Below are 23,251 nucleotides of genomic sequence, written 5' to 3'. Positions count from 1 at the left end.
GTCTCTACAACGAGACGGGGAGATTCGTCTGTGAATGCGCGTGCGGTGCGCTGGGCCGCGACAACAAAAGATGAACAATTGCTGCGCTTGTCCGGTGTTAAGAACTCCCGCGAAAGCCCTTGCAAGCCAAGGGATCTCGCCAAGACATCTGCCGTGAAGAACTGTTACCGGCCCCCATGGGAGCGACGGGCCTTGCCACAGAATGATGCGACGGTCGGCCAAGCCGATCACCCTTACCCACCGGATACCGGTCTCCTTCACGGTGACCGCTTGTTTCGAGGCAGAACTGCATGAGCATCGTCTCCAACTCGATCATCAACGCGGACGCCGAAGCCCGCTACCTCAGCCCTGGCGAACTTGACCAGATCAAGTCGTTCGTGGCAGGAGGTCAGCGTCGTCTGCGCGTCGCCCAGGTCCTGGCCGAAAGCCGGGAGCGCATCGTGAAGCAGGCCGGAGGCCAGCTTTTCCAGAAGCGCCCCGATCTCGTTTCCCCCGGCGGTAACGCCTACGGGGAGGAGATGACGGCTTCTTGCCTGCGCGACATGGACTACTACCTGCGCCTGGTCACCTACGGCGTGGTTGCCGGGGATGTGACCCCGATCGAAGAGATCGGCGTCATCGGGGCCCGCGAGATGTATCGCGCCCTCGGCACCCCCCTCGAAGCCATGGCGGAAGCCGTGCGCGAGATGAAGACCGCAGCCACAGGTCTCCTCACCGGCTCCGATGCCGAAGAGGCCGGCTTCTACTTCGACTACGTGGTCGGCGCCCTCTCCTGAGGTTTCACCTCCCTCCCGTCCATCGCCATCAAACCCAGGATCCATGCAAGACGCCATCACCAACGTCATCAATCAGGCCGACGTCCAGGGGCTCTATCTCGACGGCGGCTCCATGGGCCGCCTCGAGCAGTACTTCGCCAGCGGTGAGCTGCGGGTGCGGGCCGCCGCCACCATCAGCGCCAACGCTTCGGCCATCATCAAGGAAGCCGTCGCCAAGGCCCTGCTCTACTCGGACATCACCCGTCCGGGCGGCAACATGTACACCACCCGTCGTTACGCGGCCTGCATCCGCGACCTCGACTACTACCTGCGCTACGCCACCTACGCCATGCTGGCCGGTGACACGTCGATCCTCGACGAGCGCGTGCTGAACGGCCTCAAGGAGACCTACAACTCCCTGGGCGTGCCCATCGGCGCCACGGTGCAGTCGATCCAGGCCATGAAGGAAACCACCGCCTCCCTCGTCGGCCCCGATGCCGGTCGTGAGATGGGCGTCTATTTCGATTACATCAGCTCCGGCCTGGGCAACTGATCCCCAGCAACGCCCCCACCACGGCACGTTTTCCGAGGATCACCCCATGCGCCTGTTCAAGATCACAGCCTGCATCCCCTGCCCCGACAAGGCACGCAGTCAGAGGGAGCTGCAGAACACCTACTTCACCAAGTGGGTGCCTTACCACAGCTGGTTCGCCGAACAGCAGCGGATCATGAAGCAGGGCGGCAGGATCCTGAAGGTGGAACTGGCTACCGGTCGTCGCCAGCAAAACTGCGGCAACTGAGTGCCCCCGGGCACCACTCCTCCAGCGCCCGGCCCATGGCCGGGCTTTTTTGTGGCTCGACCCATGGCAAGCGGTGGAGACGGAGAAATGTGCCGCGCGACTCGACAAACCCGCCTTCGTCACGGCTGAATGGGCCATTCCCGGATCCCCGCCGCGGCTTTGTCCCCTTCTTCGCCACGCCTGCTCCACGGCCGCCCGGGCGCGGGCTTGATGCCGCTGCCCTGGCAGCAGTGGCCGGCAGAATCCCGCCTGCTGCTGGGCCTGGTGGCCCTCTGGAGTCTGGTGGGCCTTCTCGTGCTCACCTCCGCCAGCTGGTGGGTGGCCGAGCGGGAGATGGGGGACGGGGCCTATTACGTGAAGCGTCAGGCGATCTGGCTGGTGGCCAGCTGGGGGCTGCTCTGGCTGGGCCTGCGCACATCAATGCGGCGCTGGCTGCACCTGGCGGCACCGGCCCTGCTGGTGGGTGCCCTGATGGTGGCCGCCACCCTTGTCGTGGGCACCACCGTGAACGGGGCCAGTCGCTGGCTGGTGCTCGGCCCGGTGCAGCTGCAGCCCTCGGAGCTGATCAAGCCCTTCATCGTGCTGCAGGGGGCGGTGATCTTCTCCCACTGGCGCCGCATCGCCCTCGACCAGAAACTCCTCTGGATCGGCATCTTCGGGGTGGTGATCCTGCTGATCCTCAAGCAGCCCAACCTGAGCACCGCCGCCCTGCTCGGACTGCTGCTCTGGCTGATGGCCCTGGCCGGCGGGCTGCCCCTGACGCTGCTGCTGGGGGCCGCCGGCGGCGGTGTCGTCCTGGGCAGCCTCAGCATCATGATCAACCCTTACCAGCTAGCCCGGGTCACCTCCTTCCTGGACCCCTGGCGCGTCGCCCAGGGGGACGGCTATCAGCTGGTGCAGAGCTTGCTGGCCATCGGCTCAGGGGGGGTGCTTGGCTCGGGCTTCGGGCTCTCCACCCAGAAGCTGCAGTACCTACCCATCCAGACCACCGATTTCATCTTCGCTGTCTTCGCTGAGGAGTTCGGCTACATCGGTTCGGTGATGCTGCTGCTGTTCCTGGTGATCTTCGGCTTCGTGGGTCTGCGGGTGGCCCTGGCCTGCCGCAGCAACCAGCACCGGCTGGTGGCCATTGGCTGCACCACCCTGCTGGTGGGCCAGTCGATCCTCAACATCGCCGTGGCCAGCGGCTCCATGCCCACCACCGGCCTGCCCCTGCCGATGATCAGCTACGGCGGCAACTCGCTGCTGAGCAGCCTGTTCCTGGCGGGTCTGCTGCTGCGCTGCTCCCTGGAGTCCTCCGGACTGGAACCCGTCCGGCCCCGGCGCCGGGCCCCACGGCCTGCCCCGATAGGCTGAGCCTTGCTGCCACACCTGACCGGCCATGCTCAGCTCCGGGCTGCCGTTCGCCGACTGGGCCCGCAGCAGTGAACTGCTGCTCCAGGGCTCCCTGGCCCACCCCGGCCCCCTGACCCTGGCGCTGGTGTTCAGCGGCGGCCTGGTCACCAGCCTCGGCCCCTGCTCCCTCTCGCTCCTGCCCGTCACCCTCGCCTACCTGGCCGGTTTCGGCGCTGAGGGGCAGGGCCGTGCACCCTGGCAGCGCAGCGTCAGCTTCGCCGCCGGCATCGTGGCGGCCCTGGTGCTGCTCGGCCTGGCCAGTGGCCTGATGGGGAGCCTCTATGGGCGCATCCCCGGCCAGCTGCCCCTGCTGGTGGCCGTCGTGGCCGTGGTGATGGGCCTCAACCTGCTGGGTCTGCTGCGCCTGCCCCTGCCGGCCGGACCCGATCCCGAGCGCTGGCGACGCCTGGTGCCGGCCCCGCTCGCGCCCCTGGCCGCCGGCCTGGCCTTCGGCCTGGCCGCCACCCCCTGCACCACCCCGGTCCTGGCGGTGCTGCTGGCCTGGATGGCCCAGAGCGGCCAGCCCCTGGTCGGCATGCTGCTGCTCTGCAGCTTCGGCGCCGGCCAGGTGGTGCCCCTGCTGCTGGCGGGCACCGTGGCCGCCTCCCTGCCCGGGCTGCTGCAACTGCGCCGGCTGGGCCAGTGGGTGCCACCGATCAGCGGCGTGGTGCTGCTCGCCAGCGGCGGCCTCACCCTGCTGTCGGTGCTGCCATGACCAGCACCGCCGCCTCGCCCTGGCGCCCCCTGCAACGCCTGGCCGGCTGGATCTCCGACCTGCGCCTGGCCATTGGCCTGCTGCTGCTGATCGCCCTGGCCAGCGGTGTCGGCACGGCCATCCCCCAGAAGGAAGAGGCCGTCTTCTACCACCAGCTCTATGACCCCAAACCCTGGCTGGGCCTGCTGGGCGGGGACGGGGTGCTGCGGCTGCAGCTGGATCACGTCTATTCCAGTGGCTGGTTCCTGGGCCTGCTGGCCTGGCTGGGCCTGTCCCTGATCCTCTGCAGCTGGCGGCGCCAGTGGCCCGCCCTGCAGGCCTCCCGGCGCTGGGTCGACTACCGCAGCCCGCGCCAGCTCAGCAAACTCAGCGTGGCCGAAACCCTGATCACCGCGGAGCCCGTTGCCGGCCTGGAGCGGCTGGAGGCCGATCTGCGCCGTTCGGGCTGGCAGATCCATCGGCAGGACGACCGCCTGGCGGCCCGCCGGGGGGTGCTCGGCCGGGTCGGCCCGCTGCTGGTGCATGCGGGCATGGTGGTGCTGATGGTGGGGGCGGCCTGGGGCGCCCTGGGCGGCCAGCGGCTGGAGCGTTTTCTGGCCCCTGGCCGGGAACTGGAACTGCTCGACAGCCGCGGCAACACCCAGGTGACCCTGGCCCTTGACGACTTCCATATCCAGCGGGATCCGGCCGGCAGGCCGGAGCAGTTCTCCTCCAGCCTGCGGCTGATCCCCCCCACCGACACCGCCCCGCCCACTGAAGCCGCGATCAGCGTCAACCACCCCCTGCGCTACCGGGGCATGACCCTGTACCAGGCGGACTGGTCCCTGGCGACGATCAGCCTGCAGCTGGGCCGCAGCCCGGTGCTGGAGCTGCCCTTGCAGAGCTTCCCCCAGCTCGGCGATCAGCTCTGGGGGCTGGTGCTGCCCACCCGCCCCGATGGCTCCGAGCCGGTGCTGCTGAGCCTCACCAGCGAACAGGGGCCGGTGCAGGTGTTCGGCCCCGATGGGGTGGCCCTGGCCCAGCTGGTGCCCGGCGGGGAGGCCCAGGAGGTGAAGGGGCTGCCAATCCGGGTGGCGAGCGTGCTGCCGGCCAGCGGCATCCTGCTCAAACGCGATCCCGGCGTGCCCCTCGTCTACACCGGCTTCGCCATTGCCCTGCTGGGCGGTGGCCTCAGCCTGGTGGCCACCCGCCAGCTCTGGGCCATCGCCGATGGGGCCGGCGGCCGGCTGCACGTGGCGGGCCTCTGCAACCGCAACCTCACCGCCTTCGCCGCCGAGCTACCGGCCCTGCTGCAGCGTCTGGAACCCCAGCCCTGACTCAGCAGGGCTGGCGAACGCCGTGGCTGACCCGCACCACGGTGTGAACGTTGCCACGGGGGTTGAAATCGGCCTCCAGCTGCATCCAGGCTGGATCGCAGGCACTGACCAGATCGTCGAGGATCCGGTTGGCCGCCTCCTCGTGGGAGATGGACTGATCGCGGTAGCTGTTGACGTAGAGCTTGAGCGCCTTGAGTTCCAGTACCCGGGGCCCCGGCTGATAGAGGAGCCGCAGGACGGCGAAATCGGGGTAGCCGGAGAAGGGGCAGGTGCAGGTGAACTCCGGCAGTTCGATCGCCACTTCGTAGGGCCGACCCACCCGGGGATTGGGAAAACAGATCAGCTGGGCCTCGGCGATGGCCCGCTCGCCGTAGAGAGGCGTCACGGTCTGAGACAGGGCCGCCGGCGTTGGCGTGGCCATGGTCGGTGGGGGGAAGGGGTCGGTTTTCGACCGTACTGGACCCACGGGGTCGCCCAGCCGCGGTCAGCGGCCCGGAGTCCGCGTAGCAACCGTTACGACGACCCCGGCAAGGCTCGGCGGTAATGGAGCCGTCCCCTCCGCAGGTGGGGACTCTGAGAGACTCCACCCGTCGCCTTCCTGACCGCAGCACAGCCATGAAGAAAATCGAGGCCATCATCCGCCCCTTCAAACTCGAGGACGTGAAGATCGCCCTTGTCAATGCAGGCATCGTTGGCATGACCGTCAGCGAGGTTCGCGGATTCGGTCGGCAGAAAGGGCAGGTGGAGCGCTATCGCGGTTCCGAATTCACGGTCGAATTCCTGCAGAAACTCAAGCTCGAAATCGTCGTCGACGATGACCGGGTGGCCACGGTGGTCCAGGCGGTCCAGGACGCCGCCCGCACCGGCGAGATCGGCGACGGCAAGATCTTCATCAGCACCGTCGATTCCGTGATCCGGATCCGTACCGGCGACCTCGACAGCGGCGCCATCTGAACGGCCCCATCGCCCGCCAGCCTGGTGACGGCCTCCCTACGCCAGGGTGGCCGTCACCAGGCTGGCGATCCTTTCGCACCAATCCCGGCTCTCGGCGTCGTGCTCGGCGTGGCCGGGCGGGACGACCCAAAGCAGGTACTCGTGGTTGCCTGCCGGCCCAGTGAGGGGCGAGGCCACCAGTCCCGCCGGTTGCCACGCCAGTTCCCTGGCCGCCGCGATCACGGTGGCGATCGCATCAGCGTGGGCCGCTGGATCCCGCACCACCCCCCCCTTGCCCACCCGCTGGCGGCCCACCTCGAACTGGGGCTTGACCAGCAGCAGCGCTTCGCCGCTCGGCAGCAGCAAGGCCCGCAGGGCCGGCAGCACCCGGGTGAGGGAAATGAACGACACGTCGGCGACGGCCAGGTCGGGCCAGGGGTCCCCCTCGCCGTAGAGGGCCTCCGGAGTGAGGTGGCGCAGGTTGGTGCGCTCCCGCAACACCACCCGTTCATCGGTGCGCAGCCTCCAGGCGGTCTGGCCGTAGCCCACATCGATCCCATACACGCGCACGGCACCGTGCTGCAGGAGGCAATCGCTGAATCCGCCGGTGGAGATGCCGCCGTCGAGGCACACACGGCCTGCCACCTGGACCGGCAAGGCCGCCAGCGCCCCCTCCAGCTTCTCCCCCCCCCGGGAGACGAACCGGGGCGGCTGCTCCACCTCCAGCAGCAGGGTCTCGGGCACCTCGGTGCCCGGTTTGTCGAGCACCTCACCGCCACCGCGCACCCGACCGGCCCGGATCAACTGCTGGGCCTGCTGGCGGCTGGTGACCAGACCCAGATCCACCAGCCGGCGATCGAGCCGTTCCTTACGGGCCATCGTGCGTTTCGGCCATGGGTGCTACCGCTCCACCGGAATGTTGTCATCGAACTGCGACCCATACCGAACAAAAACCGATGACCGGAGGGTTCGGCTCGGAACAGTCGCAGGATGGCGACACAGTCTCTCTCGCTTCCTCCCATGGCTGCCCCCGGATCCACGGCTGCCCCCGGATCCAACGTGGTGGAGTTGCTCCACCCAGGAAGCTTCGTCAGGCTGCGCGACCATCCGGAGGACCTGCCCCCCTTCCAGCTGATCCGCCGCCGCGGCACCCGTTGCTGGGTGCGACAGCAGGCCTGGGGATCGATGGTGCACCTGGAGCTGCCCTACCGCCGCCTCACCGCCGCCGCCTGAGCCGGTAAGGGCGGCTCGATAGGTTGGTGGATCGTTCACCACCGCCCGGCCATTGATCGAGCGTTACACCCTGCCCGAGATGGGCCGCCTCTGGAGCGAGGAAGCGAAGTTCCAGAGCTGGCTTGAGGTGGAGATCGCCGCCACCGCCGCCAACGTGGAGCTGGGCCGGGTGCCCGCCGAGGCGCTGGCCACGATCCGGGAGAAGGCGGCCTTCGAGGTGCCCCGCATCCTGGAGATCGAGGAGGAGGTGCGCCACGACGTCATCGCCTTCCTCACCAACGTCAACGAGCACGTCGGTGATGCGGGCCGCTACATCCACGTGGGCATGACCAGCTCCGACGTGCTGGATACCGGCCTGGCCCTGCAGCTGAAGGCCTCGGTGGCCCTGCTGCGCACCGAGCTCGATGGCCTCGCCGATGCCCTGCGCCGGCTGGCCCGGGCCCACAAGGACACGGTGATGATCGGCCGCTCCCACGCCATCCACGGCGAGCCGATCACCTTCGGCTTCAAGGTGGCCGGCTGGCTGGCCGAAACGGAGCGCAACCGGGAGCGGCTGGAGCGGCTCGCCACAGTGGTGGCCGTGGGCCAGATCAGCGGCGCCATGGGCACCTACGCCAACACTGATCCGCAGGTGGAGGCGATCACCTGCCGGCTGCTGGGCCTGGTGCCCGACACCGCCAGCACCCAGGTGATCGGCCGTGACCGCCACGCCGAGTACGTCCAGACCCTGGCCCTGGTGGGCACCTCCCTGGAGCGTTTCTCCACCGAGATCCGCAACCTGCAGCGCTCCGACGTGCTGGAGGTGGAGGAGAACTTCGCCAAGGGGCAGAAGGGCAGCTCGGCCATGCCCCACAAGCGCAACCCGATCCGCAGCGAACGCATCAGCGGCCTGGCCCGGGTGCTGCGCAGCTACACCGTGGCGGCCCTGGAGAACGTGGCCCTCTGGCACGAGCGTGACATCAGCCACAGCTCGGTGGAGCGGATGATGCTGCCCGACTGCTCGGTCACCCTGCACTTCATGCTGCGGGAGATGACCGCCGTGGTGGAAGGCCTGGGGGTGTACCCCGAGAACATGGCCCGCAACATGAACGTCTACGGCGGCGTGGTGTTCAGCCAGCGGGTGCTGCTGGCGCTGGTGGAGGCGGGGCTGAGCCGCGAGGAGGCCTACCGGATCGTGCAGCGCCACGCCCATGCCGCCTGGAACACCGAGGGCGGCGACTTCCGCGCCAACCTGGCGGGAGATCCTGTGGTGACCAGCCACCTGGGCCCCGAGTCGCTCGACGCCTGCTTCGCCACCGACCTGCACCGGGCGAATCTGGATGTGATCTGGGAGCGGCTGGGGATCTAAGCGGCCGGAGGCCGTTCCGTCGCTGGATCAAGCTTGCCGTTGCCACCCGCCAGCAGATCCTCGATCTCGCAGACCGGGAAGCGGTTGATGCTCTTGAGGGCCAGGCGCGAGTTGCGGCGCAGCTGCTCGCTGATCGCCTCGCAGTAGGGCACCTGGGCCAGCAGATCCACTGTGCGGCGCAGGATCCGCACCACATCGCCCTCGTCGAGGGAGGTGTTGGCGATCACGTCGTTCCAGCTGGCGCCCCGGGCCCAGGCGTGGACCAGGCCGGTGAGCTCCGGCTCCCACCACACCGGCACCACCACCGACGCCCGCTCCTGCTGGCGCTGCAGCTCGCGCCGCAGGCCACGCAGGTCGTGGAGCGCCTCCTCGGAGGCCGGTGGCGGCGGGTAGCCGCACCAGAGATCAGGCCGGTTCACCTCAGTGGAGATGGCCTCCAGCACCGCCGCCAGTTCGGCCGGATTCAGGCCATCGAGGTGGCCGCTCATCAGGGCCAGCCCCAGCCAGAGCTCGTTATCGCCCCGCAGGGCCGCCACGGTGCGGCCCACCTCGGTGGGCTCCAGCCCCTCCTCGCCGTCGAGGGCACCGAAGAAGCGCAGGATGTCGATCAGGGACAGGAAGGTGTCCCAGTGGCGATTGGCCCGGTGGTGCAGCAGCCGCTGCCGTTCGCCGATCTCCTCCTCCAGTTCCTCCATGCGGCGGCGGTGCTTCTTGAGGTGCTTGCGGTCACCCCAGCGGTGGGCGGGGTGGGCCTCCAGCTCCTGCTCCAGTTGCTGCACCAGCTGCCCCTGCTGCTGCACCTCGCCGGCCAGGTCGTAGCGGGGGGTGTGCATGTCGTGGCGGCGGGCCATCGAGGACACCGCCAGGGCCAGGCCGCCGCTGGCGTTGTCGCCGTGGCGCAGCTCATTGGCGTGGTGCAGCTCCGGCGACTCCAGCTGGTTCACCTGCAGGCAGCTGAGCTCGGCGTGCAGGGTCACCACCGCGTGGCAGGGCAGCAGGATCCAGACGTTCTCGTCGGTGAGGCAGAGCAGCAGCGGGAACTGGCCGGAGCCCGGCACCTTGGCGACGATCACCGCCGGCGTGACCCGGCTGCGCAGGGCCGGCGCCTTGACGCTCACCAGGGTGCCCTCGCTGGCGAACTGCAGCGCCAGGGTGAGCTCGTGGGCGAGGGTCTCCTCGGCCTGCTGCTGCAGGATCCGGTGCAGGCGCCGCTCCTCCCGCAGGCGGCCGCGGACCTTCTCGTAGTCCTCGAAATCGTCCCAGGGCACCTCGCCGCCGCTGGATTCGAGCGTGGCCAGCTGGGCCATCAGCTCGGCGATGCGGGCTTCGTCCTCGGCCAGATCCAGCCCGGCGAGGTAGCGGCCGAAGCTGCGCTCCACCAGCTCCCGGGCCTTGGCCAGGTCGTAGCGCTGCAGCAGGTTGAGCACCATGCCGTAGCTGGGGGTGAACTGGCTCACCAGGGGATCGGCCGGGCTGGTGGCCAGGGCCCCGGCCTCCCGCACCCCCTCGAAGCGGCTCTGCACCGTCACCACGTAGCCCTGGGTGTCGAGGCCGCGGCGGCCGGCACGGCCCGCCATCTGCAGGAACTCGCTGCCCATCAGGGGCCGGTGGCCCCGCTCGGTGCGCTTGGAGAGGGCCGAGATCACCGTGGTGCGGGCGGGCATGTTGATGCCGGCGGCCAGGGTCTCGGTGGCGAACACCACCTTGATCAGCCCCTGCTGGAACAGCTCCTCGATCAGTTCCTTCCAGGCCGGCAGCACGCCGGCGTGGTGGGCGGCGATGCCCCGCAGCAGGGCCTCGGCATGGCCGCCCTCCCGCACCGCCTCGGGGGTCACCGCCATGAAGGCGTCCAGCCGCTGGCGGATCCGCGCCTGCTCTTCGGCGTTCACCAGGCACACCTTGGCCAGATCGCGCACGGAGCGGTCGCAGTTGCGGCGGCTGAAGATGAAATAGATGGCCGGCAGCATCTCCCTCTCCGCCATCTGGGCCACCACGAAGCCGATCGGGGGGGCCTCCGGCTGGGGCGGCCGCGGTTCCTTCGGTCCCTTGCGGCGGGTGGATTTGGGAGGGCGCCAGACCTTGCAGTTGGGATGCAGGCCGGTGCCCTCGTCGTTGAGCAGCGGGTGCAGGCCCTTGGCGCTGCAGAAGCTGAAGGCCAACGGGACGGGGCGGAAGTCGCTGTGGATCAGCCGGGTGGGGCCATGGACCCGCTCGATCCAGTCGGTGAGCTGGCCGGCGTTCGCCACCGTGGCCGAAAGGGCCACCAGCTGCACCCGTGTCGGGCAGTGGATGATCGATTCCTCCCAGACGGTGCCGCGCTGGGTGTCGTTCATGTAGTGGCACTCATCGAGCACCACGGCTTCCACATCGGCCAGGGGATCGTCGTCGGCGTGGTCGATCTCCGCGTAGAGCATGTTGCGGAAGATCTCGGTGGTCATCACCACCACCTGCGCCTCCCGGTTCAGGCTGAGATCGCCGGTGAGCAGGCCGACCTTCTCGTGGCCGAACTGGTGGCGGAAATCCCGCAGCTTCTGGTTCGAGAGCGCCTTGAGCGGGGTGGTGTAGAAGACCTTCTGGCCATGGGCCAGGGCGCGGTGGATGGCGTACTCGCCCACCAGGGTCTTGCCGGAGCCGGTGGGGGCGCTCACCACCACCGAGTGGCCCTGGTTCAGGGCATCGATCGCCTCCAGCTGGAAATCATCCAGGGGGAAGGGGAACAACTCCTCCACCGGCGGCACGGCGTTGTTCGCGGCCATGGCCATGCTGCTCGTCACGTCGCTGCCGATCGCGTTGTTGCTGGGCCCGTCGGCGCGGGTGGTGCTGCCAACGTCGGGGCGGTCGAGCATGGGGGAATCTTATGGGCTGGCCGCGACCTGCCAGCCACTTAGGGTTTTTTGCACCCTTGTTCGGGGTCGTCCTTTGGATGCCGACGGCCTGAGGCCCCCCTGGCGACAGCGGCTCCATGACGGGCTGGCCGCCCTGCACCAGCAGCGACACCGGCGGCTGCGCAGTTTCCGTCCGACCGATGGCATCGCCCTGCAGGAGGAGATCGGGGAGGCCGGGCCGGAGACAGGCGCTGGCGTGCCGTTGCTGGATCTGGCCAGCAACGACTACCTGGGCCTGAGTCGCCATCCCTGCGTGATCGCCGCTGCCCGGGCGGAACTGGACAGCAGCGGCCTGGGAGCCGGCGGCTCGCGGCTGGTCACCGGCACCCGGCCGGTGCATCTGCAGCTGGAGGCCGCCCTGGCCGCCTGGCTGGATCGGGAGCGGGTGCTGCTGTTCCCCAGTGGCTTCCAGGCCAACCTGGCGGCGGTCACGGCCCTGGCCGATCGGGGTGCCCTGGTCTGCGCCGACCGCCACGTGCATCATTCGCTGCTGGCCGGGGTGCGTGCCAGCGGCGCGCGGCTGGTGCGCTTCGCCCACAACGACCTGGAGGATCTGGAGCGGCGGCTGGCCCAGGCCCGCTCCAACCAACCCGACCAGACCCGGCTGGTGCTCAGCGAGAGCCTGTTCAGCATGGAGGGCACCAGTCCTGACGTGCCGGCCCTGGCCGCCCTGTGCCGGCGCCACGGGGCCCTGCTGCTGCTCGATGAGGCCCATGCCCTGGGGGTGCTGGGCCCGGGCGGCCGCGGCCTGGGCCATGGCCTGGAGGGGGTGCACCTGGTCTGCGGCACCTTCGGCAAGGCCTTCGGCAGCGGTGGCGCCTTCCTCGCCGGTGACGCCCTGCTGGGCGACTGGCTGCTGCAGGCCAGCGGAGCCTTCCGGTACACCACGGCCCTGGCGCCGCCCCTGGCGGCCGGGGCCCTGGCGGCCCTGCGGCAGGTCGAGGCCCAGCCCGAGATCGGCACGGCGCTGCTGGCGCGGGCAAGCCGCTGGCGGCAGGTGCTGGCGGCGGCGGGCTGGCCACGGCCCGCCGGCCACGGGCCGGTCCTGCCGTTGCTGGTGGGGGACGACGGGGCCGCCCTGGCCCTGCAGGGGCGCCTCGAGGCCGCCGGTCTGCTGGCGGTGGCGATCCGTCCCCCCACGGTGCCGGCCGCTACGGCCCGGCTGCGGTTGGTGCTGCGCCAGGATCTCCCCAGCGGAACCCTTCCTCGCCTGCTCAAGGCCCTCGGCCCGGCCCCGTCCCCCCTCACCCCTTGATGGCCTCCAGCGCCCCCGCCAGCCTCCAGGTGATCGCCATGCACGGCTGGGCCGGCGATGGCACCAATTGGACCGCCTGGCAGGAGATGAGCGCTCCCTTGGGCTGGCTCTGGGCCTGCGGAGAGCGTGGCTACGGCCCCCACGCCCCGCGCAGCCCCGCCTGGGAAGGAGCCGGGCGGCGGGTGGTGATCGGCCACTCCATGGGCCCCCACCTGCTGGACGCCGCGGTGCTCGCCGGGGCCGACGCCGTCGTGCTGCTGGCCGGTTTCGGCCGCTTCGTACCGCCGGGGGCGGAGGGCCGCAAGGTGCGCGCCGCCCTGGCGGCCATGGCCGCCCAGCTGGCCGAGGGCCCCAGCGACGCCGAAACGGCCCTGCGGGCCCAGACCCTGCTGCGGCGCTTTCTGATCGAGGCGGCCAGCCCCGATCCCGCCGAACTGCTGCCTCCCGGGCCCGCCGACCAGCCGGTGTCGGCGGCGGGCCGGGCGCGGCTGCGGCAGGACCTGGCGCTGCTGGAGCGCTGCGATGGCCTGCCGGCCGGCTTTCCCAGCGGCGCCAGGGTACTGATCGTGGAAGCCGAAGCCGACCGCATCGTGGGCCCCCAGGTCCGCGCCCTCCTGCGGCAGGCACTGCCCCAGGCCGAGGTGGTGAGCCTGGCGGGGGCCGGCCACTGCCTGCTGCGCAGCCCGGTGATGGCGACGGTGCTGGAGTGGCTGCAGGGCCTTGGCGCGGCGTGAACAACCTGGTGCGCCGTCACTTCGGGCGCGGGGCGGCAGGCTACGAGGCCCAGGCCCTGCTGCAGCGGGCCGTGGCCTGTCGGCTGGGGCGCCTCTGCCGCGATCTGCCCCTGCCTGCCGGCCCCCGCGCCGACCTGGGGGCCGGCAGCGGCCTGCTGTCGCGGGCGCTGCCGGCCCAGGGGCTGCTGCAACTGGACCTCTGCCCGGAACTGCTGCAGCGCAACCCCCTGCAACCCCATCTGGTGTGGGACCTCAACGACGGGCTGCCGGCGGCGTTGCAGGGGGCGGCCCTGCTGGCTTCCGGCTTCGCGCTTCAGTGGCTCGACGACCCGGCCGACCAGCTGGGCCACTGGTGCCGCTCGCTGGCCCCGGGCGGCTGGCTGGCCCTGGCGGTGCCCACCGCCGGCAGCTTCCCCCAGTGGCATAGGGCCGCCGCTACCGCCGGCGTGGCCTGCACGGCCCTGGAGCTGCCGGCGGCCGAGCGCCTGCTCCGCGCCGCCGCCGCCGCGGGTCTGCATCCCCGCCACAGCCGGGTGCTGCGCTTCAGCCGGCCCCACCAGGGGGGGTTGGCCGCCCTGCGCCACCTGCGGCGCCTCGGCGCCGACGCCAGCCAGCGGCCGCCCCTGTCGGCCGGGGAGCTGCGCCGACTCCTGGCCCACTGGCCCCAGGAGACGCCCCTCACCTGGGAGGTGCTGCTGCTGCTGGGCCAGCGCGACCACCCCGGCGTCCCCGTCCCATGAGCACCCCCCTGCAGCTGGTGGTCTGCGGCACCGACACCGACGTGGGCAAGACGGTGGTGAGCGCCCTGCTGGTCCAGGGGCTGGGGGCGACCTACTGGAAGCCGGTGCAGAGCGGGATGGAGGGGGGCGGCGACACGGGCCGGGTGCAGCAGCTGCTGGGGCTGCCGCCGGAGCGGGTGTGGCCGGAGGCCTACCGCCTCACCGCCCCCGTCTCCCCCCACTGGTCGGCCGAGCGGGACGGGGTCAGCATCGATCCGGCCCGGCTGGCCCTGCCGGCCGGGGACGGCCCCCTGGTGGTGGAGACGGCCGGCGGGCTGCTGGTGCCCCTGCGGCGCAACTGGCTGCAGATCGAGCAGATCGCCGTCTGGGGTCTGCCGGTGCTGCTGGTGGCCCGCAGCGGCCTGGGCACCCTCAACCACACCCTGCTCTCCCTCGAGGCCCTCTCCCGGCGTTCGATCCCCGTGCTCGGGCTGGTGCTCAACGGCGACCCCCACCCCGACAATCCCCGCACCCTGGAAGCCCTCGGGGGCGTGCCGGTGCTGGCGGAGCTGCCGCCCCTGGATCCCCTCAACCGCGAGACCCTGGAGCGGCAATGGCAGCGCAGTGGCCTGGCCCGTAGCCTGCAGCCATGAGCCGAAAGCATCTGCTCGTGACAGCTGCCGTGGCCGCGCTCTGTGCGGGCATCCTGGTGCTGTTCACCGACATCGAGACCAGCGTCATCCGCTGGGTGAACTGCGGGCCGATCGCCACCGAGGGCGAACGCCGTTCGGAGGTCTGCCGCTGAATCGCCCCGGCTGGCATCCCCACCTCTGGCACCCCTTCACCCAGGTGGCCACCGCCGACCCGCCCCTGCGGGTGGTGCGTGGTGAAGGCGCCCTGCTCGAACTGGAGGACGGCCGCCGGCTGATCGATGCCATCAGCAGCTGGTGGGTGACCCTGCACGGCCACGGGGAGCCCGCCATCGCCGGCGCCCTGGCCCGCCAGGCCCGCACCCTGGAGCAGGTGGGCTTCTCCGATTTCCGCCACCCGGCCGCCGAGCAGCTGGCTGAGCGGCTGGCCGCCTGCAGCGGCCTGGAGCGGTTGTTTTTTTCCGACAACGGCTCCACGGCGGTGGAGGTGGCCCTGAAGATCGCCTGGCAGTGGTGGCGCAACCGGGGCGAACCGCGCCGGCAGCTGATCGCCTTCGATGGGGCCTATCACGGCGACACCTTCGGCGCCATGGCGGTCGGGGAGCGCTCCCTGTTCTCCGAAGCGTTCGAGCCGCTGCTGTTCGCCGTGGCCCGGGCCCCCTGGCCCGCCACCTGGTGGGGCGACGACGGGGTGGAAGCGCGGGAGGCCGCCGCCCTGGAGCGGCTGGAGCAGCTGCTGGAAACGCCCACCGCGGCGGTGATCCTCGAACCGCTGCTCCAGGGGGCCGGCGGCATGGCCCTGGTGCGGGAGGGGTTCCTGCGCCAGGTGGAAACGCTGGTGCGCGCCAGCGGCACCCTGCTGATCGCCGATGAGGTGATGACGGGCTTCGGCCGCAGCGGCCACCTGTTCGCCTGCCAGCGGGCCGGCATCCACCCCGACCTCATGGCCCTCTCCAAGGGGCTCACCGGCGGCTTCCTGCCCATGGGCGTCACCCTGGCGCGGGAGGCCATCTTCGAGGGCTTCATCGGCACCACCCCCGGCCTGACCCTCTTCCACGGCCACAGCTTCACCGCCAACCCCTTGGGTTGCGCCGCCGCCCTGGCCAGCCTGACCCTGCTGCAGGAGCGTCCGGAGCGCCACCAGCAGTTGGAGGCCCGCCACCGCCCCCACCTGGAGGCCCTGGCGCGCCACCCCCTGGTGCGGCGGCCGCGGCTGCTGGGCAGCGTCGCCGCCTTCGAGGTGGCCACCGACGCCCCCGGCTACCTCAATCCCGTCGGCCAGCGGCTGCAACGCCAGGCCCTGGCCAAAGGGGTGTTCCTGCGGCCCCTGGGGCAGGTGGTCTACCTGCTGCCGCCCCTGTGCATCGACGACGACCAGCTGGCCCACTGCTACGCCGTCATCGAGGCAGCCCTCTCCAGCCTCTGAAGGGGTTAGCCCTTCTGGAGATCAGGGACCCGCCAGGATCGCCGCCTCCACATCGGCCCGCGAGAGTCCATAGGGGAACTGACGCGCCGTGCTGCGTCCCTCCTGGTGCCAGCTCACCCGAAGTTCCTCCACCTCCAGCTCGATGCGGGCACTCCATTCGGGGCGGTGCAGGTCCCAGTGGGCGACGTTGGTTCGCGACTGCTTGGCGCCCAGCTGGCGCAACCAGGCCTCCAGGGCGGGCAGGGGGTGGTTGTAAAGGGGGGTGGCCGCGGTAGGCAGGGTCACGGTTGGATCTGGGGGGGGGCGCTGGACGGGGACACCGGAACGGCAGCTGTCTCGAGGTCGGCCCACCAGCTGGGCCAGGCCATCAGTTCGGCGCCGCGCGCCCAGGCCACACCCAGGCCCAGCACCAGGCTGAGCACCAGGGCCAGGGCCAGCAGCAGCAGGGCGAACCACTCACCGCCCGACAAGGCCCGCCGCACCGACACGGGCCGGACGACGGACGCCGGGGCAGGCCGCATCGGCGCCGTGGGGGCCGGCTGGGCCAGGGCGGCGTCATAGAGCCTCCGGGCGGCTGGATCACTCAGTACGGCATAGGCCTGCCGAAGCTGCTGGAAGGCCACTTCGGCCTCGCTCGCCGGCAGGGCCGTGGTGTCTGGGTGGTAGCGCTTGCTGAGGCCCCGGAACGCCTGGCGCAGCTCCTGATCGGTGGCGGTGGGCTGGAGCTGCAGCACCTGGTAGTGGGTGGGGGGCTTGGCTGTGGAGGACATGGTCCCTGAGGCGGCGATGGCAGCCTGCCCGGCGTGAGGGATCCTAGGGAGAAGCCCCATTGCCGTAGCGGATGGCCGCCAGTCCCGACCCCAGCGCCCCCCCCGATGCCGGCCTCTGGCAAGCGTTGGGCTGGACCCCCGACAACGGCCAGCTTGCGACGCTGGTGGCCCTGCAGGAGCAGTTGAGGCTCTGGAACGGCCGGGTGAACCTCACCCGCCTGGTGGAAGGCGACGATTTCTGGATCGCCCAGGTGTTCGACAGCCTCTGGCCCTGGGTGCCCCTGCTGAGCGCCCCCGGCGGCGTCCCCGACGGCCTCGATCTGATCGATGTGGGCACCGGCGGCGGCTTTCCTGGCCTGGCTCTGGCGATCGCCCTGCCCACAGCACGGATCACCCTGGTGGATTCGGTGGGCCGCAAGCTGGAGGCGGTGCGGGCCATGGCCCGCAGCCTGGGGCTCCAGGAGGGACGGCTGCACCTGCGCTGCGAACGGGTCGAGCGCACCGGCCGCTCCCCGGACTGCCGCGGCCGCTTTGATCGGGCCATGGCCCGCGCCGTGGCCAGTGCACCGGTGGTGGCCGAATACCTGGTGCCGCTCCTGAAGCCGGACGGCCTGGCCCTGCTCTACCGGGGCCAGTGGGGGGCCGACGGTCAGCGCGACCTGGAGGCCGCCGTGGGAGTGCTGCGGGCGACCGTGGATCCCGTGCAGCGCCGCGATCTACCCGCAGGCCGGGGGGTGCGCCATGGCCTGTGGCTGCGGCCCTCCGGCCGCTGTCCGGCCGCCTACCCCCGGGCCGTCGGTGTGCCCCAGAAGACGCCGATCGCGCCGGGTGCCAGCACCCCCGGGACCTAGGCCAACTGCAGGCGTTTCACAGCCTCACCCCCCAGCCGCTGGCGCAACCGCCGCAGCTTGTCAGGGATCTCGGCGGCCCAGGGGCTGCCCCCCAGCACCGCCCGCAGCTCGGCCTCGCTCACCGTGCCATCAAGGGCATCGGCGTTCTCCCCCGGAAACCAGTGCCCCCCCTGGCCCAGCAGGCCGTAGCGGGCCCGGCCGTAGACCTCCAGGTCCCAGGCCTCCAGCAGGTTGTGCAGCCACAGCAGCACCGGCAGGTTGATGCGGCCAGGGGTGTCCTGCCAGGCCGGCAGACCCCGGTCCCAGCTGGCCAGCCAGGTCTCCCCCAAGGCCTCTCGGCGGGCCTGATCAAGCCGGGCCAGGATCGGCGGCAGCAGCTCCCCGGCCCTGGGCAGCAGCGCCACCGCCTCCAAGTGCAGGGCCAGATCCTCTGGACAAGCGGCGCCGACGCTGATCGTGTGGATTCCGGGCGCCGACAGACAGAACAGGTCGTTGAAGACGATCGGATGCAACGGCGCGCACAACTCGCAGAGGCGCTGCGACGGGCTGTGCAGGTGGCCCCCCTTGTCGGTGGGGCTGATCACGAACACCCCCATGTCGTGGGCGGTGGCGGCCTCGATCGCGGGCCGGTTGTCCTGGCGGATGAAATACCAGTGCAGGTTGATGTAATCAAACTGATCGCTCGCGATCGCCTCCAGGATCAGGGGCAGCGGCGCATGGGTGGAGAAACCCACGTGGCCGATCCGGCCGGCCTCCTGCCAGCGGCGGGCCACCTCTCGGCAACCGCCGGGACGCAGGGTCTGATCGAGCAGTTCCGGGGTGTTGAGGCCGTGGATGGCCAGCAGGTCAACCCGGCCCCCTTCGCCATTCAGGCCCAGCCGCTCGAAGCTGGTCTGCAGGTCGGCTTCGAAGGCGGCCGGGTCGGCGCTGGGGGGGACTTTGGTCTGCAGGAGGCGTCGGGGATCCGGCAGCCTGGGCAGCAACCAACCCAGCTGCCGCTCCGAGGTGCCGTAGTGGCGGGCGGTTTCGATGTGGTGCAGGCCCGCCGCCATGGCGGCTTGGAGAGTGGCCGCAAGCCGATCCTGGCTCTCGACCTCCACCGCTTCAGGCGGCAGGTCGCTCCAGCTCTGCTGAAAACGCATGCCCCCCAGGGAGAGCACCGGCATGGCCAATCCCGTGCGGCCGAAACGCCGGCTGGGGATGATCACGGCAATGGCGGGGCGGAGCGGGGCAGGGTGCGGCGGCGGCGACCCTGGGAGGGCAGACCCAGGGGGTGAATCTCCTGCTCGTCGAGCTGGGCCCTCAGGGCGGGCAACTGCTCGTAGGCCACCCAGTGGATGCAGTCCACGGGGCAGGTGTCGATCGCTTCCTGGATCCTCTCAGTGCTGTCGCCGTCCTGGCGCAGGGCCCTGGAACGGCCCCAGTCGGGTTCGACCACAAAGGTGTTGCCGGCCACGTGGGCGCAGTAGCGACAGCCGATGCAGACGGCCTCATCCACCCAGACAGCCTGCTGCCGCAGGGCACCTCCCAGCACCGGCTCGCGGCCTGTCGCCTCAGACTCCGGGGCCGCCACGGTGCGGAAGGCCAGGGCGGGATCAAGGCCGGCGCAGGGGCCCGTCGCGCTCATGGTCTCAGGCGTCCCAGCGGGTCACCACCAGTTCGATGCTGCCGTCGAGGTGGCTGGTCTGCTCGCTCACCTGGAAGCCCTCCTCGGCCGTGCTGGCCAGGATGGTGCGCAGGGCGTAGCGCTGGGTGAGCTTGGCCAGAAAACGCTCCACCGGGATGGGCTGTTTCCAGAGCTCCAGGTCGGTGACCAGCTCGTAGCTGCCGCTGTCGGGGTTGAAGCGGAAGCCGATGTCAACGCCATCGGCCTGGGGGATGGCGAGGTCGGCGGTCACCGTCTGGCCGCGGTAGCCACGCACCTGGCGGGAACCCTCAGCGGGGGGAAGGCCCAGGTCGCGGAGGGCCTCGACCAGGGCCTCGCGATCGCGCAACTCTGTTTTGACGGTGCTGAAGTGCGACATGGGACGGAAGGGAAGGAGGTGCGGTGGCTCAGGTGCCGTGGTGCTGGACGACCACCTGGGGGTCCTGGAGATCGAGGGGTTGGACCTGGAACGCGTCTGAGGTGCTCTGACGTTGCTGCACGCTGCCCAGCCGGGCCTCAATCCGCTCGGTGAGCTGCGAACAACCCTGGCCCTGCACGCCCTCCACGAGCTCCTCAACCCGTCCGTCAGGACGAATGCGGAAGCGGATGGTGCGTTGGGCCATCCCGGGCGAGCGGTACAGGTGAGAGCCGGATCTTAACCGCGATTTCCGGTGGCCGCGGTCGAGTCGATCGCCCCGGCGACAGGCCCTTCAGCTGATCAGGCCCTCATCCACCAGGGTCTGGAGCCGCTCAAGCACCTCCGGCTGCTCCAGCTGCTCCAGGGCCATCCGGGCTTCGTCCCGGACGGTGGAATCGCCGTCATGCAGCATCGTGTGCAACAAAGCTTCCACCACGTCCCGCTGGCGCGGTTCCACCAGATCGCTATAGAGGCGGCCCAGCGACCAGGCGCTGTTGCTGCGCACGGCCGGCTCGCTGTCGATGCGCAGGGTGAGGAGCAACTGGGCGGCGGCGGGGTCGGCCTTGGCCACGCCGGTGGCGCCGGCATCGGCCAGGGAACTGGCGGCCCACAGCCGCACCGCCGAGATGTCCATCTCCAGGGCACGGATCAGTGGGTTGAGCACGGGGGCCTCGGGGTAGTTCCCCAGGCTCCAGGCCACAGCCTTGCGCACATAGCCGTTGTCGTCGGCCCCGAGCAGGCCCAGCAGGGGCTCCACCGCCAGGGGGTGGGGGTTGCGCCCCAGGGCGTAGACGGCGCTCATGCGCACGATCGGGCAGCCGGCCTTCAGCAACGGCAGCAGCAGGGGAATGGCCCGGGGGTCCCGGTGCTCGCAGAAGATGCGCAGCCCCTGCAGCCGCTCCTCACGCCCCCCCTTCAGCAGCTCAATGCCGAAGTCGCACTCGGCGGCCACATCGGAGCTGGAGGGGGCAACGCTGTCGATCTCATCAAGCGGATCACCCAGCAACTCCTGCGCCAGTTCCCTCGCCAGCACCTCCGGGTCGAGGGCCAGCTCATGGGTGGTTTCGGGAAAGGGCAGGCCGTCTTCCGGCATGGAGCCATCCAGGTCACGGCATCGTAAAAGGAGGACGGCCAGGCGATCAGCCCAGGGGCGCGGGGGCGGCCATGTCGCCGGGCAGCCAGATGCGGGCGCTGACGGCGAACAGGGCCAGGCCGAACAGCAGCACGATGGCAGCCGGCAGGAGCTTGGAGCGCAGGAAGGACATGGGGGGCCGTGCGGCGATGCTGGCTGCATTGTGGTCCGAGCGGTCGCTTCTAGGGTTCGGCCACCCGCAAGCGGCCATGGCCACCCGTGCCTCCAGCAGCGTCCGGCCATGGCGTCGCCTCCTGGCGGTGGCCGCCGAGGGGGTGGCCAGCGGCACCCCTTACATGGTGGGAACCAAGCTTCTGCAGGGCTGGCTCACCGCCAGCCAGATCCCCCTGAGCCTGATCGGCCTGCTCGGGCTGGCGGAGCTGCCCTACACCCTGAAGATGTTCTGGGCTCCGGCCCTTGACCGCTGGCCCCTGCCCTGGCCCGACCGCCGCCGCGGCTGGCTGCTGGTGCTGCAGCTCACCCTGGTGGCGGTGATCGGCGCCATGGCTCTGCTGCGGCCCTCTTCAGATCCATCCAGCCTGACGGCGATCGGCCTGATGGCCGTCCTGCTGGCCGTGGTCAGCGCCACCCAGGACATTGCCGTCGATGCCTACCGCACCGACCTGCTGCCGGATCTGGAGCGTGGCGCCGGGGCCGCCGCCTCCAACCTCGGCTACCGCGCAGCGATGCTGGCGGTGGGCGCCGGCGGCTTCATCCTGGCCGGCCGCTACGACTGGCCCCTGGCCTTTGTGTTCTCGGCCCTGCTGATGCTGGTGGTGGTGCCCTTCACCCTCACGGCGCCGCGCCTGGAACCCCTGGCGGTGCCGGTGAGCAGCCTGCGCCAGGCGGTGCTGGGTCCGGCGCGGGAGTTCCTGCACCGCAGCGGCGGCCCCAGGGCCGTGGCCCTGCTCACCCTGGTGCTGCTCTACCGCTGGCCTGATGGGCTGCTGGGCCTGATGGCGGTGCCGTTCCTGATCCAGAAGGGCTTCAGCCCCGAGGTGGTGGGGTCGGTGCTGGCGGGCTGGGGCATCGGCGCCACCATCGTGGGCACGCTGCTGGGGGGCCTGCTGTTCGGCCGTTTGGGCATGAACCGTTCGCTGTGGCTGTTCGCCCTGGTGGGGGCGGCGGGCAACCTGGCCTACTGGGCCCTGGCCCGTTTCGACGGCGGCATGCCAGGCCTGCTGATGGCCGTGGCGCTGGAGAACATCGGTGGTGGCATGGTGGGCGCCGCCTTCGTGGCGCTGCTGATGAGCCTCTGCAACCCCCGCTTTTCCGCCACCCAGTACGCCCTGCTGTCGGGGGTCTATGCCCTGAGCCGCTCGCTGCTGGCCGCACCCGCCGGGCTGGTGGCCGAACGACTCGGCTGGCCGGGCTTCTTCCTGGCCACCACCGCCGCAGCCCTGCCCGCCTTCCTGCTGATGGTGCGGCTCACCCCCTGGAACGGCCAGGGGGCCCGCGGGGCCTACAGCGCCGAGCGCGACGCCGAAAACTCCCGCAGCAGCGGGATATAGCTGGGGGATCCCTCCACGGCGTTGTGGCCGTCGACGGGCAACACCACCAGGGAGGCGAGGCCGGGGCGGAAGTGGGACAGCAGGGCGTCGGTGTTGGCCCGCGGGATCACCTCATCCCGCTCGGCCGCGATCAGCAGGGTGGGAGCGTTCACGCGGGGGGCGTCCGCCCAGGAGCGGTACTTGTCCCGCAGCAGCAGGGCCATCGGCACCAGCGGGAACTGTTGGGAGGCCACGGCCTCGATGCTGTCGAACGGTGTGACCAGCACCAGCCCGGCCACCGGACGGTGGGCCGCCAGATGCACCGCCACGCCGCTGCCCAGGCTGCGGCCCAGCACCGCGATGTGGTCGTGGTCGGTGCGCACCCGGTCGAACAGGGCCAGGGCATCGGCGAACAGGGCCTGCTCCGAGGGCTGGCCGCTGCTGCCGCCGTACCCCCGGTAGTGCATCAGGTAGAGGGCGTGATCCGGGAAAGCGGCCTCCAGCAGCGGCAACTGGCCCGCCACAGCCTCGGCATTGCCGCCGAAGTAGAGCAGCGCCTTCGGGCCGTGACGGCGGCGGACGCTGGCCAGCACCCGGCTTCCCGGTGGGCCGCCGGCCATGGGCAGGGCGAGAAGCTCGCCGTCCGCCTCACCCGAGGGGGGCTGGGGGAAGTAGAGCAGGGCGCCCTGGCCCAGGAACAGGGCGCCGCAGAGGCCCAGATAGGCCAGCGCCACCAGCAGGACGGCGAAGGCGACCATGACGCCGGGTCGCTGGGCCACGG

29 protein-coding genes are annotated in these 23,251 nt (G+C 70.8%); 17 read left to right on the top strand and 12 right to left on the bottom strand.

Going from position 1 to position 23,251, the window contains the following annotated elements:
- The first annotated feature begins 290 nt into the window (after window positions 1–290).
- The 6 genes from KBY95_RS03675 to KBY95_RS03650 all read left to right on the top strand — a co-directional run bounded on the left by KBY95_RS03675 (window position 291) and on the right by KBY95_RS03650 (window position 4,981).
- Complete coding sequence (locus KBY95_RS03675) at window positions 291–776, top strand: allophycocyanin subunit alpha apoprotein (protein WP_015110589.1); 486 nt, start codon at window positions 291–293, stop codon at window positions 774–776.
- A 43-nt stretch (window positions 777–819) separates the two neighbouring features.
- The gene (apcB, locus tag KBY95_RS03670) at window positions 820–1,308 is read left to right on the top strand and encodes an allophycocyanin subunit beta (RefSeq protein ID WP_216906017.1); all 489 of its coding nucleotides are present in this window, start codon (window positions 820–822) and stop codon (window positions 1,306–1,308) included.
- A gap of 46 nt (window positions 1,309–1,354) precedes the next feature.
- Window positions 1,355–1,555, top strand: coding sequence for a phycobilisome linker polypeptide (locus KBY95_RS03665; RefSeq protein ID WP_216906015.1), 201 nt, complete (start codon window positions 1,355–1,357; stop codon window positions 1,553–1,555).
- Window positions 1,556–1,765: 210 nt separating this feature from the next.
- Entirely contained in the window at window positions 1,766–2,911 is a 1,146-nt protein-coding gene (locus KBY95_RS03660) for an FtsW/RodA/SpoVE family cell cycle protein (RefSeq protein ID WP_254963395.1), read from the top strand.
- Window positions 2,912–2,936: 25 nt separating this feature from the next.
- On the top strand, window positions 2,937–3,665 hold the full coding sequence (locus KBY95_RS03655; RefSeq protein WP_254963393.1) for a cytochrome c biogenesis CcdA family protein: 729 nt from the start codon (window positions 2,937–2,939) through the stop codon (window positions 3,663–3,665).
- A complete protein-coding gene (locus KBY95_RS03650) occupies window positions 3,662–4,981 on the top strand; it encodes a cytochrome c biogenesis protein ResB (protein ID WP_254963391.1) in 1,320 nt (439 codons plus the stop codon). Before KBY95_RS03655 ends, KBY95_RS03650 begins: the two co-directional genes overlap by 4 nt.
- Window position 4,982: 1 nt before the next feature.
- Here KBY95_RS03650 and queF read toward each other — a convergent pair whose 3' ends face one another.
- Entirely contained in the window at window positions 4,983–5,402 is a 420-nt protein-coding gene (queF, locus tag KBY95_RS03645; RefSeq protein WP_254963389.1) for a preQ(1) synthase, read from the bottom strand.
- Window positions 5,403–5,596: 194 nt separating this feature from the next.
- Here queF and KBY95_RS03640 point away from each other — a divergent pair, with 194 nt between their 5' ends.
- Window positions 5,597–5,935, top strand: a complete 339-nt coding sequence (locus tag KBY95_RS03640) for a P-II family nitrogen regulator (protein ID WP_015110582.1) — start codon at window positions 5,597–5,599, stop codon at window positions 5,933–5,935.
- A gap of 36 nt (window positions 5,936–5,971) precedes the next feature.
- Here KBY95_RS03640 and KBY95_RS03635 read toward each other — a convergent pair whose 3' ends face one another.
- The gene (locus KBY95_RS03635; RefSeq protein ID WP_254963387.1) at window positions 5,972–6,793 is read right to left on the bottom strand and encodes a TlyA family RNA methyltransferase; all 822 of its coding nucleotides are present in this window, start codon (window positions 6,791–6,793) and stop codon (window positions 5,972–5,974) included.
- 141 nt (window positions 6,794–6,934) lie between these two features.
- Between KBY95_RS03635 and KBY95_RS03630 the strand changes: the two genes are divergently transcribed.
- Together KBY95_RS03630 and purB are read left to right on the top strand one after the other, a co-directional pair.
- Complete coding sequence (locus KBY95_RS03630) at window positions 6,935–7,147, top strand: hypothetical protein (RefSeq protein ID WP_254963385.1); 213 nt, start codon at window positions 6,935–6,937, stop codon at window positions 7,145–7,147.
- 52 nt (window positions 7,148–7,199) lie between these two features.
- The gene (purB, locus tag KBY95_RS03625) at window positions 7,200–8,495 is read left to right on the top strand and encodes an adenylosuccinate lyase (protein ID WP_254963383.1); all 1,296 of its coding nucleotides are present in this window, start codon (window positions 7,200–7,202) and stop codon (window positions 8,493–8,495) included.
- Here purB and KBY95_RS03620 read toward each other — a convergent pair.
- Window positions 8,492–11,257, bottom strand: coding sequence for an RNA helicase (locus KBY95_RS03620; RefSeq protein WP_254963708.1), 2,766 nt, complete (start codon window positions 11,255–11,257; stop codon window positions 8,492–8,494). The genes purB and KBY95_RS03620 overlap by 4 nt on opposite strands.
- A gap of 208 nt (window positions 11,258–11,465) precedes the next feature.
- On the opposite strand from KBY95_RS03620, the gene KBY95_RS03615 reads away from it, so the two are divergent.
- The 6 genes from KBY95_RS03615 to bioA are packed head-to-tail and all read left to right on the top strand — an operon-like array spanning window position 11,466 to window position 16,164.
- Entirely contained in the window at window positions 11,466–12,635 is a 1,170-nt protein-coding gene (locus KBY95_RS03615) for an aminotransferase class I/II-fold pyridoxal phosphate-dependent enzyme (RefSeq protein WP_396094872.1), read from the top strand.
- On the top strand, window positions 12,635–13,369 hold the full coding sequence (locus tag KBY95_RS03610; protein ID WP_254963380.1) for an alpha/beta fold hydrolase: 735 nt from the start codon (window positions 12,635–12,637) through the stop codon (window positions 13,367–13,369). Before KBY95_RS03615 ends, KBY95_RS03610 begins: the two co-directional genes overlap by 1 nt.
- The gene (locus KBY95_RS03605) at window positions 13,342–14,109 is read left to right on the top strand and encodes a methyltransferase domain-containing protein (RefSeq protein ID WP_254963378.1); all 768 of its coding nucleotides are present in this window, start codon (window positions 13,342–13,344) and stop codon (window positions 14,107–14,109) included. The genes KBY95_RS03610 and KBY95_RS03605 overlap by 28 nt, the downstream gene beginning before the upstream one ends.
- Window positions 14,106–14,741, top strand: coding sequence for a dethiobiotin synthase (bioD, locus tag KBY95_RS03600; protein WP_254963376.1), 636 nt, complete (start codon window positions 14,106–14,108; stop codon window positions 14,739–14,741). Before KBY95_RS03605 ends, bioD begins: the two co-directional genes overlap by 4 nt.
- Complete coding sequence (locus tag KBY95_RS03595; protein ID WP_254963706.1) at window positions 14,738–14,893, top strand: hypothetical protein; 156 nt, start codon at window positions 14,738–14,740, stop codon at window positions 14,891–14,893. Before bioD ends, KBY95_RS03595 begins: the two co-directional genes overlap by 4 nt.
- Entirely contained in the window at window positions 14,890–16,164 is a 1,275-nt protein-coding gene (bioA, locus tag KBY95_RS03590; RefSeq protein ID WP_254963704.1) for an adenosylmethionine--8-amino-7-oxononanoate transaminase, read from the top strand. The genes KBY95_RS03595 and bioA overlap by 4 nt, the downstream gene beginning before the upstream one ends.
- A 21-nt stretch (window positions 16,165–16,185) precedes the next feature.
- Here bioA and KBY95_RS03585 read toward each other — a convergent pair whose 3' ends face one another.
- Complete coding sequence (locus KBY95_RS03585) at window positions 16,186–16,449, bottom strand: DUF3143 domain-containing protein (protein WP_254963374.1); 264 nt, start codon at window positions 16,447–16,449, stop codon at window positions 16,186–16,188.
- The gene (locus tag KBY95_RS03580; protein WP_254963372.1) at window positions 16,446–16,934 is read right to left on the bottom strand and encodes a J domain-containing protein; all 489 of its coding nucleotides are present in this window, start codon (window positions 16,932–16,934) and stop codon (window positions 16,446–16,448) included. The genes KBY95_RS03585 and KBY95_RS03580 overlap by 4 nt, the downstream gene beginning before the upstream one ends.
- Before the next feature lie 71 nt (window positions 16,935–17,005).
- On the opposite strand from KBY95_RS03580, the gene KBY95_RS03575 reads away from it, so the two are divergent.
- Window positions 17,006–17,785 (top strand): 16S rRNA (guanine(527)-N(7))-methyltransferase RsmG, encoded by a 780-nt coding sequence (locus KBY95_RS03575; protein WP_254963370.1) that lies wholly within the window; start codon window positions 17,006–17,008, stop codon window positions 17,783–17,785.
- Here KBY95_RS03575 and KBY95_RS03570 read toward each other — a convergent pair.
- The 6 genes from KBY95_RS03570 to KBY95_RS03545 all read right to left on the bottom strand — a co-directional run bounded on the left by KBY95_RS03570 (window position 17,782) and on the right by KBY95_RS03545 (window position 21,113).
- Window positions 17,782–18,951 carry an aldo/keto reductase gene (locus KBY95_RS03570; protein ID WP_254963703.1) on the bottom strand — a complete coding sequence of 390 codons (1,170 nt, stop codon included), beginning with the start codon at window positions 18,949–18,951 and terminating at the stop codon, window positions 17,782–17,784. The genes KBY95_RS03575 and KBY95_RS03570 overlap by 4 nt on opposite strands.
- Window positions 18,952–18,989: 38 nt before the next feature.
- Complete coding sequence (locus KBY95_RS03565) at window positions 18,990–19,412, bottom strand: ferredoxin (protein ID WP_254963368.1); 423 nt, start codon at window positions 19,410–19,412, stop codon at window positions 18,990–18,992.
- Between the two features lie 4 nt (window positions 19,413–19,416).
- Window positions 19,417–19,809 (bottom strand): DUF1257 domain-containing protein, encoded by a 393-nt coding sequence (locus tag KBY95_RS03560; RefSeq protein ID WP_254963366.1) that lies wholly within the window; start codon window positions 19,807–19,809, stop codon window positions 19,417–19,419.
- A gap of 28 nt (window positions 19,810–19,837) precedes the next feature.
- Window positions 19,838–20,053, bottom strand: a complete 216-nt coding sequence (locus KBY95_RS03555) for a DUF2997 domain-containing protein (protein WP_254963364.1) — start codon at window positions 20,051–20,053, stop codon at window positions 19,838–19,840.
- Window positions 20,054–20,140: 87 nt separating this feature from the next.
- Window positions 20,141–20,941 (bottom strand): HEAT repeat domain-containing protein, encoded by an 801-nt coding sequence (locus KBY95_RS03550; RefSeq protein ID WP_254963362.1) that lies wholly within the window; start codon window positions 20,939–20,941, stop codon window positions 20,141–20,143.
- 46 nt (window positions 20,942–20,987) lie between these two features.
- Window positions 20,988–21,113, bottom strand: coding sequence for a hypothetical protein (locus KBY95_RS03545; RefSeq protein ID WP_254963361.1), 126 nt, complete (start codon window positions 21,111–21,113; stop codon window positions 20,988–20,990).
- Between the two features lie 76 nt (window positions 21,114–21,189).
- On the opposite strand from KBY95_RS03545, the gene KBY95_RS03540 reads away from it, so the two are divergent.
- A complete protein-coding gene (locus tag KBY95_RS03540) occupies window positions 21,190–22,491 on the top strand; it encodes an AmpG family muropeptide MFS transporter (protein WP_254963360.1) in 1,302 nt (433 codons plus the stop codon).
- Here the strand turns inward: KBY95_RS03540 and KBY95_RS03535 are convergent.
- The gene (locus KBY95_RS03535; protein WP_254963359.1) at window positions 22,443–23,249 is read right to left on the bottom strand and encodes an alpha/beta fold hydrolase; all 807 of its coding nucleotides are present in this window, start codon (window positions 23,247–23,249) and stop codon (window positions 22,443–22,445) included. The genes KBY95_RS03540 and KBY95_RS03535 overlap by 49 nt on opposite strands.
- Between the last annotated feature and the right edge of the window lie 2 nt (window positions 23,250–23,251).

Origin of the sequence: Cyanobium sp. Aljojuca 7A6 (assembly GCF_024346455.1) — a bacterium.
Taxonomy (GTDB): domain Bacteria; phylum Cyanobacteriota; class Cyanobacteriia; order PCC-6307; family Cyanobiaceae; genus Cyanobium.
Note: the sequence above shows the minus strand (reverse complement) of the source record. Positions and strands in the feature narration are given on the sequence as shown.